We start from the raw sequence: 12,501 nt of genomic DNA on the forward strand, positions 1-12,501 counted from the left end.
TATTCAATCGCTTTTATTTTTCTTCTTATCTAATCCCAAGCTTATGCTGATTTTGCCTCCAATTGAATTTCCTGTTGTTGTTCAAGCTGACGAACCAGCGGTAGAACTTTTTCTCCAAAATATTCAACTTCCTCAATAAAGTGAAGAAAGCCTGATAAAACAAGATCAACGCCTACATTTTTTAAGTCCACAATCCGTTCTGCAATTTGCTGTGGTGTACCGATCAGATTGGTTTTAAAACCATCGTTATATTGAACCAGATCATCAAAGGTGGATGTTGCCCAATTACCCGCACGCTCAGGGGCGGCTGCACCTGATTCACGGGTCGCATCTCCGAAGGCATTCACGGCTTCGACATTGGCTTGTGCAATGATGTCATTCAATACGGTTTTGGCTTCTTCCTCAGTATCACGGGCGATAATAAAGGCATTCACGCCAATTTTGACCTGTCGATTGACCAGTCTGGCTTTACTGCGAACATCATCGACTTGTTTTTTAATTTCTTCGACACTATTACCATTGGTAAAATACCAATCTGATACACGTGCAGCCATATCACGTGCGGCACGAGAACTGCCGCCTTGAAACACTTCGATGTAAGGTTTTTGCAAAGGTTTTGGTTTAAGCGTGTAATTCTGGAATTGATAATATTTGCCGCCAAAGCTGTAATTGTCAGTGGTCCAGATGCCTTTGAGTGTACGAATAAATTCTTCGGAACGAACATAACGTTCATCATGCTCAGGCCAAGGTTCGCCAATCGCATCAAATTCGCCACGGAACCAGCCGCTGACGACATTAATCGCAATACGCCCTTGCGTAAGGTAGTCAATGGTTGCCAGCTGTTTAGCCGCGAGTACAGGCTTCCAAGGACCAGGTAGAATGGCTGCAATCACCTTTAGTTTTTCAGTTTTAGCCAAGAGGGCATGGCTAAAACTGACTGATTCATGTTGGTTTTCTGCACCATAGCCTGCGGTAAAACGGATTTGGGTGAGTGCATATTCGAAGCCGTTGCGTTCTGCGGTTTGTGCCAGTCGCACGTTATAGTCATAGCTCCAGTCGGTACGTTGTTCGATATCGCTGACAACGAGACCACCACTTACATTGGGAACCCAGTAGGCAAATTTAATTGCAGATGTTGTTATTGTCATCGTTGTATCCTTCATAAAAGATATGGTTTATGCGACGTGGGTTAAATTCTTGGCTGACTTCGGGTGTAAGCGAGATTCAGCTGCATCTAAATCGGGCACAGCCGCCGATGGGAGCACTTCTGCCTGTTCAATCTGTTTGTTAATGCCGAGATTCTGATTCGCTTGTTCAGTTTTTGTTTTAATTGCCGCAGCACGCTGGCCTTTGGCAGGTGCCCATTCCAAAATCGGTAAAGCACGTGCTACAGCTAAGGTCACGCGATCAGACAATTGCTCACTTTTAACCGTATACTCAGGCGTAAAATCACGATCGGTGGCATAGACGCCAATAGGCAAGGTTTGTGCTTGGAAGAAGCTAAATAGTGGGCGTAATTGATGTTCTAGAACCAAAGCATGACGATCACTGCCACCTGAGGCTGCCAGTAAAACGGGTACATCAACCAAAGCTGTTTGCTCAACAAAGTCGAAGAAATGCTTAAATAAGCCTGTAAATGAAGCACGATAAACAGGTGTTCCAACAATTAATGCATCTGCCGCTTCAACCGCAGCCAAATCATCTTGTACCCGTTGTGGCAGCTGATTACGATAAATCGCACCACCCAGTAAAGGCCCAATTTCACTCAGCTTGACGAAATGTACTTTAATATTAATTGCTTCTGAAAGTTCATCAAGAATCGCCTGAACTAAGCTTTCTGTTTTTGATGGGCTGTTTAAACCACCAGATACTGCAACAATATTAAGAGGAGTAGAGAGAGTATTGTGATTGGACATAATAGCGGCCTAAAAGATCATTTCGAATTGCTATTTATTTATCTACACCGCATGCCAAGTTGTAAAATAAGGAAATGCTGCAAGCTTATCTGTTTTGTATATATACCTATAAAGGACTCAGTAGAAAAAATTAAATGAATTTAATACTCTGTTTCTATTGGTTATTTCTGTATAGTAGTTATTGATTAGTCTATGTTTTGTGAGTTATATCAATATTTGTATTGTTTTGCATTTATGATGAAATAAACAAGTTTTGATGTCTAACCAACAGTTCATTTAAAAAATAGGCTAAGATAGATTAAATTTGAATAAACACCGTACAGTGACGTACTCGCAGACAGCTCAGCGCTTATGAATATTTTAATTGTAGACGACCACCCTTTATTTAGACATGCTTTAATTCAAGCGGTTCGATATAGTCTTCCTCAAGCACAGATTCAGGAAACTGCGGATGTCGATGAATTCTATGAGCGCTTAGAGCATGGTGCAGAACCTGATCTCGTATTACTTGATCTGAATTTACCCGGCGCATCTGGTTTTTCTGCCTTGGTATACGTACGAGCACAATACCCAGCGATTCCAATCATTGTTGTATCAGCACATGAAGAAGTGTCGATTATTCAACGTGCAATTGCACATGGTGCAATGGGTTATATCCCGAAATCATCACATCCAAGTCATATCGGCGAGGCAATTAAACATGTCTTAGAGGGTGAAATTTGGCTACCACCGAATTTACCCATGCATCATGGTTTCGATCCAAGAGCTGCGGATGAAACGGCGTTGGCAGAACGCCTGCAATCGCTTACACCTCAACAGTTCCGTGTATTGATGATGGTGGCAGAAGGTCTGCTCAATAAACAAATTGCTTATGAGTTAGATGTATCAGAAGCCACGATCAAAGCGCATGTCACTGCTATTTTCCGTAAGCTAGGTGTACAAAATCGTACGCAGGCAGTTTTAGCAATTAGTGCATTAAATATTGAAGATAAAAAGATGTAAGAAATTTAAATGAGACAGCCTAACTTTCATTTAATTCAATATAATAAAAAACCAGTTCTTATGAACTGGTTTTTTATTTTTAGATGTCTTATTAGAACATCGATTACACGATTAGAAGCGTAATTTAGCGTTTAAGCCAATAGTTTGCATATCTGCATCAGTACCTACAGCATTAGCATTTAAATAGCTTGCACCTACAGCAACAGCTGGGGTAATAAAGTAGTTTACATTAACGCCCCAAGCTGAATCAGGTGTATCTGCAAAACTTGATTTAGCGTATGAAACACCTGTGCTAAGTTTAGAGTTTAGGTACAAATCAGTTTTTAACTCGTATGCAGTGTCTTCACCGTAAACGATACCTGTTTCGAAACCAATCGACATAGGCGTGCCATCGATTGCACCAACGTATTTAGTACGTGCAGTAATTGCATCTTGCTTGTCAGCGATAGTTGCTGTTTCATTAACTGCTTTAGCAAAACCACTGTTTAAGATTTTGAAAGTATCATAAGAGGTTTGTTCTACAACATTTGTATAACCTACCGCTACGAGGAAGTTTGGAGCGATTACAGAACCAAATTCAACAGCCCAACGTTGACCACGATCATCATTTTTGCCATATTTGCCGTCATTATCAGTAGCGCTATAGCTTAAGCTTGCATACGCAGGAACGTAAGGTGTTGGTACATAGGCTTCAGCTTTAACACCTACATTTTGAGATTTAGTATCATCAAGATTAGCAAAGTTATATCCAAGAGCTATATTTGATGCTTGGTTAACAAAAGCTGCTTCTGCTAAAGGACCTTTAGATGCATCTACATTTTTGAAGTAGTAAGTTGCTTGTCCACCAACAGTGTAATGATTAAAATCTCTGCCTTCATCATTAGAGTCTATAGCTTCAGACTGACCTTGGATTTCGAATTGGTAAGCTTGAGCACCGGTCATGGCTAATAATAAAGCAGTGGCTAAACCGAGTTTTTTCATAATAATTTCCAGCTTTTACAGTAAGGAGTAAAGTTGGATTTCATTCTATTGTAACAAAATATGAAGTCAATGTAATAAATTAGCCGTTCCGACAGGTGATCAGTCAACAAATAAGTTTTGGTTAAAAAATGCACAAATGTTTTTTAAAATGTCAAACTTTCATAAAATGAATATCAAACAAATAGATAAATCTGTTTTTCTGATTCAACAGCCACAATTTAGGGTGTTCGAATCACTGGTTTTTGATTGTTTAATCCAATCAATTCAATCGTTTTTTACTGTCAATGGTGTCGCAAAACTGTAATAATTCACCTACAAAAATGTGATTAAAGTCTCTTTTGTGTTGTGGTATGAGATCTTATTGTAGTAATATTCTCTGAGAATAAATAACGAGATTAATATGTACTCAGGGATTATTATTTGATTTGAAAAAACGATTAAAATATTAAAAACAATCTATTTAATTTACTTTACATTTTGAGATGCAATTCACATAATATCAAACAAGAGCTATTTAATTTACATTTAAGTATCTCGTAACATTTTCTCAATATATTGTGTTTTACTAGCTCGACTTTCCCCAAGGTTGAGCTTTTTTTTGCCCCTTTCTTTATTCATTTTTTTTAAATATGACCTTTCAATAACATAGAAATTTGTGACAAAGATTTATTCTATTTACAACCATAAGGTGATTTAAATTCTAAACATTTAAAAATATTTTTTTAATCAATCATTAAAATTAATTATTTTATTTTTTGATTAAAATTCAAATCTATTTAGCTTAAAAAGAAGATATTAATTATTTTTAAAATTATGAAACAAATTTTTCTCTTATATTTTTATCAAATAAGTAATAATTGAATTAAATGGATTTTAATATTAACTTTATTAAAACAATAGATTAGATTAAAAATCACAGCTTAATTGAAAAGTATTTTAAATTTATACTTTATTTAAATGAAAAAGTACCTTGAATTATGACAGTTAGATTTAAAATTCAGGTAAAATTAGCGTTATTTAAAAATCAATCAGGATGGCTTTTTGAGAATAGCAGGATATGTTCATGGAGCGTAGTCAAAAACATACGCAATTACGTTCAGGACATACAAGCCTTCGTCTATTTTTCTGTATGGTCATCATTATTTTCTCTTTTTTATATATTTCCATTCCTCTCATTGTTCATAGTTATCAAGAATACGTCAAAACAAAACAAGTTCTCATCGAAATTACAAGTCTACGGGCTTTGGTGCAAACGGCAAATCAAATTTCTAAAGAAAGAGCACCATCTAATCAGGCAATGTCGAGTCAACCGAATGAGTTATTTATAAATAAAGAAAAGTTGCAACGTCATCGACAGGCTGTAGATACTCAGATTAATCAAACCATTTCAGTATTAAAGCAGAATGGTTTTCAATCTATTGCAGGACATTTGCAGACTGATCTCAAAGTGAAATTAGCGCAGGCACGTCGTGTTGTTGATGTTTATATTGAAACACCGTATTCACAAAGAAGTTCTCAACAACTGGATCATGCAATTTTAGCGCTTTTCTCTGTGTGGGATGAGAATAGGCTTTGTTTAAAGTTATTAATGACGCAATTAGAAAGTAAAGATAGCGACATGTCGAATTATTTTACTTCTATTCTCATCCTAACAGATATGCGAGATCAGGCTGGGCGTATTGCATCTAACATTATGGCTCCAATCACTTTTGCTGAACCGATTTCTGGTGCAAATAGAGCACGTTCTTTACAGACTCAGCATCAGGCAGAATATCTTTGGTCGTTGGTTGATACGATTCAACCTGAACAGACCAAAACACTAAAATATAAAATTTTGCATGAACGCGTAAAAACGGAGTTTTTAGATCAGGGCTTGCCTTTAATTTCTAAATTACTTGATCAAAGTGAAAATGCTGAACCGTATTTTTTAACAGGGACGCAACTGACCGAGCTGATGGTTGATAAATTTACCACGGTGATGGATTTACAGAACTATATTTTAGATTATAGCTATGAAATCGTTAAGCAGCAGAATAAAGAAGCTCAGCAGCAGTTTATTTTTAACTTTGGTATTTCGATTGTTTCATTGCTTACAGCAATTTTCACGATGAGCTATGCCAAGAGACGTGTATTTCAGCCTTTAATTAGAGCAAGAAATATGATTCTGAGCTTATCAAATAGTCCAACAGAACCTTTTACTGGTAAGCAGTCTCGGCAGGAATTCTTTTCTTTATTTGAAGCGATAGAAAGATTAAAAAGTATTTTGAAACAACGTGACATGATGGAGTCGCAGCTTAAGAAAGTTGCGAACTCAGATATATTAACGGGTGTCGCAAATCGTTTGGCTTTGGAAGAATATATCAATGTTTTAGAGTCAAAGCCTGAAGGCCTATCAGAAACCTGTGTCATTGTGATTGATATTGATAATTTTAAATTTGTGAATGATCAATATGGGCATATTGCGGGTGATCAGGTGATTACCATGATTGCAGACCAACTCAAGCATAATGTGCGAGCTTCCGATTTAATCGTTCGTTATGGTGGTGATGAGTTTTTAGTCGTGATCGAAAGTATTGAAATGAAAGCAGCAAAAGCGATTGCTGAAAGTATTCGTTCAGGCATATTAAAACAGAATATTATTATTTCTAGTGTCGGTGAGTTGATTCAGGTTTCGGTCAGTATTGGTGTGGCGATTGGGGCGGAGAGCTGGTTAGAGCTGCTAGAAAAAGCAGATCAGTCAATGTTAAGGGCTAAAGCTAAAGGGAAGAATATTGTAGAGAGTTAGAAATAGGATGTTTAATCGACAAGCCCCTATTTTGTCTATGTTTAGATATATTTTTTAGGAAAGAAATAAGTTCCCTTAAAGCCTGATTCACATATTCTTCTTTAATTATATAAATCGTAGTGATTTGTGCCTTTGACGATGAGTAGGTTTTTCTTTAGATGCTGTTTTATTAAATAATTCATACTCCTTGCGATAAGAGCCAAAATACTTTCTGTTCACTTGTTACCCTCTGGAGGGCTAGATTGGTAAGTATTTTGCTCATTAAGATGAGAATCTAGTCATCAAATTTAAATTTGCGATTGTTAGCCTACGAAACATATTAAAATAGAGTCTTGTCTGTGTTGCCAAAAGACCAAAATAAGTTATTTGAGCTTATCTATTCACTAGATCATTATAAAGAATGGCAAAAGATCGCTAGGGCATCTAAACAATGTGAAGCAAGCGATGTTGCTCAAGAAGCTTTTCTATTTGTGATAGAGAAATGGGTAGGGGAATTTGATTTATCAAGTCTAGAGCATTGGAATGAACTAGAACATAAAATGTGGAATCACTTTGTTCATGGGGCTGATCGGATATTTAAATATGCTTCAAGTTTTGATCAAAGTTCTAGAAATGATCCAGATGAAGCAATTAATCCAATCCTTCTAGGAATATCATCGCCAGTATCCACTGAGCCATTGCAACGGATGCTTGATCAAGTCGATCGACAATTACAACAAAGGAAACAAGCACAGCAAATTAAAGAAAATAGTTTTTCCATGATTCTAGCTTATGTCCAATTATTTGAAAGCTTAAAACCCATATTGTTGAAGTATACTTATTTGAATATTGCCGCATATTTAAAAATGTCTTACTCGTGGCTGAGGAGGTGTTTAAAACGTGCAGAAAAGCTTCAAAAAATTCAACCTTCTTTATTTGATAGGCTTGAGTTACCAAGAGTTGAAGATTTAGGAAGCTGGCGTAAATTTAAGTTGGATAAAATAAAACCGCTTAAATTCACGCCAGTATTAGAAAATCAGCTTGATTTATTTCAACATCGGTTTTAAGAAACGCCCTGTATGTGAAATCTCAACTTCAGCGACTTGTTCAGGGGTTCCTTCAGCAATAATTTGACCACCACCCGAACCGCCTTCAGGGCCGAGGTCAATTACCCAATCGGCAGTTTTGATCACATCCAAATTATGCTCAATCACCACAATCGTATTCCCTTTATTGCGTAGCTCATACAAAATATCGAGTAACTTGGCAATATCATGGAAATGTAAGCCTGTAGTTGGCTCATCCAAGATATACAAGGTTTTACCTGTATCTCGTTTTGCTAACTCACGTGCTAATTTAACCCGTTGCGCCTCACCACCTGAAAGCGTGGTTGCAGCTTGACCCAAACGAATATAGCCCAGACCCACTTGCATCAAGGTATCTAAACGGCGGTGAATCACAGGAATGGCGCTAAAGAATTCAGCTGCATCTTCAACTGTCATTTCTAACACGTCTGAAATGTTCTTGCCTTTATAACCTACCTCTAAAGTTTCACGGTTATAACGCTTGCCATGACAAGCATCACAAGGCACATACATATCAGGCAGGAAGTGCATTGCCACCTTGATCATGCCATCGCCTTCACAAGCTTCACAACGCCCACCTTTTACGTTAAACGAGAAACGACCTGCGCTGTAACCACGTGCTTTGGCTTCAGGTGTTTGCGCAAATAACTCACGAATCGGCGTAAATAAACCTGTATACGTGGCAGGATTCGAACGTGGGGTACGACCAATCGGACTTTGGTCAATATCAACCACTTTATCTAAGTGCTGTAAACCATCAATCGAGTCAAACTTTTCGGCAGTCAGCGTGGTTGCACCATTGAGTTGAGTCGCAGCCAAAGGCAATAAGGTACGGTTAATCAGCGTTGATTTGCCTGAACCTGAAACCCCAGTCACACAGGTCATAATGCCAAGTGGAATGGTGAGATCGACATTTTGTAAGTTATGTCCGCTTGCCCCAGAAAGCTTGATCACTTCATTTGGACGAGGTGATTGAGTACGCTGTTTCGGTACTTCAATCTTCAATTTGCCTGAGAGGTATTGACCTGTAAGGGAATCAGTATGGCTTGCCAACTCATCATAAGTACCTTCAGCAATAATTGCACCACCGTGAATACCTGCACCAGGACCAATATCAATAATATGATCGGCAGCACGAATTGCATCTTCATCATGCTCAACTACAAGCACTGTATTACCAAGATCGCGTAAGCGAATTAAGGTTTGTAATAGGCGATCATTATCACGTTGATGCAGACCAATCGAGGGCTCATCCAGTACATACATCACGCCCATCAAACCTGCACCGATTTGCGATGCGAGACGAATACGCTGAGCTTCACCGCCTGAAAGCGTTTCAGCCGAACGTGCAAGGCTTAAATAATTGAGCCCAACACTCACCAAGAAGTGTAAGCGCTCACGAATCTCTTTAAAGATTTTATCGGCAATTTCACCTTTGGCACCTTCAAGATTGAGGTCTTGATAATAGTTTTCAGCGTCACCAATCGACATCTTGGTAATTTGTGCGATGGTCTTGTCTTTAACCCGAACATGGCGTGAAATTTCATTCAGACGTGAACCGTCACAGGCATCACAGGCTGCATTTGATAAATATTGTGCGAGATCATCACGCACATAATTTGATTCAGTTTCACGATAGCGACGTTCTAAATGTGGCAACACACCTTCAAAGGCTTGAACACGACTATGCTTACGACCTCGTTCATCAATATAACTGAGGTCGATTTTCTCTTTGCCCGTGCCTTGTAAAAATTTCTTTTGGGTGTCTTTATCTAAACTATTCCAAGGCTGATCAAGATCAATACTGAAATGATCCGCTACTTTTTGCAGCATGGTGTAGTAATACGGGCGTTGTCTGTCCCAACCACGAATTGCCCCTTGGCTGATCGAAACTTCTGGATTTGGAATCAGTTTTTCTGCGCTGAAATGGCTACGTGTGCCTAGACCGTCACAGACAGGGCAAGCACCGAATGGATTATTGAATGAGAACAGACGTGGTTCAAGTTCAGCTACGGCACGATCACATTCAGGACATGAATGCTTTGCCGAGAACACACGTTCAGGATGTTCGCCATTCATCCATGATAAAACCGCAATATCACCGCCTAAACGTAATGCAGTTTCAAAAGATTCTGCGATACGATTGCCGAGATCGTCACGGACTTTAAAGCGATCGACTACCACTTCGATGGTGTGTTTTTTCTTTTTGTCTAATTCAGGCGGGGTATCAATATCAATGATTTCACCATCGACACGCGCGCGGACAAAACCTTGTCCTTGTAATTGTTCAAATAGTTGTGTGTATTCACCCTTACGCTCGCGCACCACAGGTGCAAGTAACATTAGTGCAGTACCTTCTTCAAGTCCTTTTACCGCATCAACCATTTCTGAAATGGTTTGTGCCACCATCGGTAGATCATGTTCAGGACAGTAGGGTGTTCCTACACGTGCGTAAAGTAAACGCAAATAGTCATAGATTTCAGTAATAGTACCGACAGTTGAGCGCGGATTATGGCTGGTTGATTTTTGCTCAATCGCAATCGCAGGCGATAAACCTTCAATCGAATCAACTTCAGGCTTTTCCATTTGTGAAAGGAATTGACGTGCATAAGCTGAAAGTGATTCGACATAGCGACGCTGACCTTCAGCATATAAAGTGTCAAATGCAAGTGATGATTTTCCTGAACCTGAAAGCCCTGTGATCACCACAAATTTGTCACGTGGAATATCGAGTGACACATTCTTTAAATTATGGGTACGTGCGCCTCGAATACGGATATGACTTTGGCTCATGAAAACATCTCAGTAATATGCAAATAGAAGATCAAAATACATTGAACAGCAATCTCATAGATCATTCATTATTTAATTTGAATGTATTGAAAGAAAGCTCAGTACTAATCAATTTAAAATAATTTCTGAGCAGCATTTTGCTGTTGAATGGGTCTTATATGATAGCGCCTTAAAATTGTTCAAGTGGTATAAAAATATTTAAAACGACAAATTGTGACGGTCAGACCACTTTTTCAAACATGATCAGTCTTAACCGAGTTGTATTTTTATCATTCCTTTTCTCATTTTACTACTGTAAAGCTGTAGGTAAATAAAAATACATAACTTAACTAGACGACTGGTCTATTATTGATTTATAGTGTGCTTATGAAACGATCAATCAAGAGTGAAGCAACTCGACAACACATTTTGGATACCAGTTTTGAATTGGTATTGCGTAAAGGTTTTGTGGGCGTTGGCTTACAGGAAATTTTAAAAGCTTGTGACGTGCCAAAAGGTTCGTTCTACCACTATTTTGCGTCTAAAGAGGCATTCGGTTGTGCCCTATTAGAACAGTATATGGCTGACTATAAAGTACGAGTCGAACAGCTTTGGCAGCACACTGAACAAAGTGCGTATGCACGTTTGATGGCTTTGTGGCAGGCATGGATTGACGATCCAATTTATGGCAGTTGGGCAGAGAATTGCTTAATTGTGAAACTCGCGGCAGAGGTTTCTGATTTATCAGAAGACATGCGTCAGATTCTCAACTTAGGTGTGCATCGACTGACGCAAAGCGTGGCTTTATTGCTCAAAGAAGGGCAACAGCAAGGTTCGATTCCAACCCATTTAGACCCTTTAAAAACAGCTCAAGTGATGTATCAGCTTTGGTTAGGTGCAGCTTTGATGACCAAATTGGCACAAGACAAAGCACCATTGCATCTCGCTTTAGAAACCACCAAACAGCTGTTACAACCAATACAGGAATAAATCATGCAAAGTATTATCCATCAACAATTTGGCGAACCTGTAGATGTTTTAGAATTCGGTGATATGCCGAAACCTGAGCCTAAAGCGGGTGAAGTTCGCATTAAAACGATTATGTCTCCTATGCATAATCACGATGTGTGGACGGTGCGTGGTAGTTATGGCTATAAGCCAACTTTACCTGCAATTGGTGGTAGTGAAGCGGTAGGTATCGTCGATGCTGTAGGTGAAGGTGTTGATCAAAGCAAATTAGGGCAACGTATTGCTGTTGCTGGTGTACATGGCAGTTGGGCAGAATATTTTATTGCACCTGCGCAAAGTATTATTCCTTTAAATGATGCGATTGATGATGCAACAGCAGCGCAATTGATCGGGATGCCGATTAGTGCCTTGATGTTACTCGACTTTGTGAATGTTCAATCAGGGCAATGGTTGATTCAAAACACAGCCAATGGTGCTGTGGGTAAAACCGTAGCGATGATTGCTCAGGCGCGTGGTCTGCAAGTGATTAATCTTGTGCGTCGTACAGATGCAATTGCTGAAATGCAGGCTTTAGGCATTCAACATATAGTTGCCACGGATCAAGCGAATTGGAAACAACAAGTCAAAGCGATTCATGCTGATCAACCATTGATTGCAGGCGTGGACTCAATTGGTGGAACGGCCAGTGGTGAAATGCTGAATCTACTGAGTGAAAATAGTGTATTGGTTTCATTTGGCAGTATGACGGGCGAAACCATGCAGATTTCATCGGGTGATTTGATTTTCAAACAGGCCACGGTGAAAGGTTTTTGGGCAAGTGTAGTCAATAAAGAAATGCCAGCTGAGCGTAAAAAGGCATTATTTGTTGAGTTATTAACGCTTGCGACACAAAAGAAACTAGTTTTACCTGTGGAAGGTGTTTTTAGTTTTGATGAGATTAAAACGGCTGCACTCAAAGCAACTCAGGGTGCGCGGCAGGGCAAAGTGTTGTTAAAGCCTTAATTTGGAAAAC

9 protein-coding genes are annotated in these 12,501 nt (G+C 38.9%); 5 read left to right on the forward strand and 4 right to left on the reverse strand.

What is annotated here, in order from left to right; genetic code table 11:
- Positions 1 to 41 precede the first annotated feature (41 nt).
- Entirely contained in the window at positions 42 to 1,148 is a 1,107-nt protein-coding gene (gene sfnG / locus ACN19N_RS00810; RefSeq protein ID WP_293746283.1) for a dimethylsulfone monooxygenase SfnG, read from the reverse strand.
- Between the two features lie 27 nt (positions 1,149 to 1,175).
- The gene (gene msuE, locus ACN19N_RS00815; RefSeq protein WP_269229368.1) at positions 1,176 to 1,916 is read right to left on the reverse strand and encodes an FMN reductase; all 741 of its coding nucleotides are present in this window, start codon (positions 1,914 to 1,916) and stop codon (positions 1,176 to 1,178) included.
- A 351-nt stretch (positions 1,917 to 2,267) separates the two neighbouring features.
- Here msuE and ACN19N_RS00820 point away from each other — a divergent pair, with 351 nt between their 5' ends.
- The gene (locus tag ACN19N_RS00820) at positions 2,268 to 2,918 is read left to right on the forward strand and encodes a response regulator transcription factor (protein ID WP_004659931.1); all 651 of its coding nucleotides are present in this window, start codon (positions 2,268 to 2,270) and stop codon (positions 2,916 to 2,918) included.
- A 111-nt stretch (positions 2,919 to 3,029) separates the two neighbouring features.
- Here ACN19N_RS00820 and omp33-36 read toward each other — a convergent pair whose 3' ends face one another.
- Positions 3,030 to 3,899 (reverse strand): porin Omp33-36, encoded by an 870-nt coding sequence (gene omp33-36 / locus ACN19N_RS00825; RefSeq protein WP_420001798.1) that lies wholly within the window; start codon positions 3,897 to 3,899, stop codon positions 3,030 to 3,032.
- A gap of 1,063 nt (positions 3,900 to 4,962) precedes the next feature.
- On the opposite strand from omp33-36, the gene ACN19N_RS00830 reads away from it, so the two are divergent.
- Together ACN19N_RS00830 and ACN19N_RS00835 are read left to right on the forward strand one after the other, a co-directional pair.
- Complete coding sequence (locus ACN19N_RS00830; protein WP_420001799.1) at positions 4,963 to 6,684, forward strand: GGDEF domain-containing protein; 1,722 nt, start codon at positions 4,963 to 4,965, stop codon at positions 6,682 to 6,684.
- A 338-nt stretch (positions 6,685 to 7,022) separates the two neighbouring features.
- On the forward strand, positions 7,023 to 7,730 hold the full coding sequence (locus ACN19N_RS00835) for a hypothetical protein (protein ID WP_420001800.1): 708 nt from the start codon (positions 7,023 to 7,025) through the stop codon (positions 7,728 to 7,730).
- Here the strand turns inward: ACN19N_RS00835 and uvrA are convergent.
- Complete coding sequence (uvrA, locus tag ACN19N_RS00840) at positions 7,710 to 10,541, reverse strand: excinuclease ABC subunit UvrA (RefSeq protein WP_420001801.1); 2,832 nt, start codon at positions 10,539 to 10,541, stop codon at positions 7,710 to 7,712. The two genes, ACN19N_RS00835 and uvrA, sit on opposite strands and share 21 nt — an antisense overlap.
- Positions 10,542 to 10,907: 366 nt before the next feature.
- On the opposite strand from uvrA, the gene ACN19N_RS00845 reads away from it, so the two are divergent.
- Positions 10,908 to 11,510, forward strand: coding sequence for a TetR/AcrR family transcriptional regulator (locus ACN19N_RS00845; RefSeq protein ID WP_269229373.1), 603 nt, complete (start codon positions 10,908 to 10,910; stop codon positions 11,508 to 11,510).
- A gap of 3 nt (positions 11,511 to 11,513) precedes the next feature.
- Complete coding sequence (locus ACN19N_RS00850) at positions 11,514 to 12,491, forward strand: zinc-binding dehydrogenase (protein ID WP_420001802.1); 978 nt, start codon at positions 11,514 to 11,516, stop codon at positions 12,489 to 12,491.
- The last annotated feature ends 10 nt before the right edge of the window (positions 12,492 to 12,501 follow it).

The organism is Acinetobacter sp. LF10 (genome assembly GCF_048585715.1).
Classification (GTDB): Bacteria; Pseudomonadota; Gammaproteobacteria; order Pseudomonadales; family Moraxellaceae; genus Acinetobacter.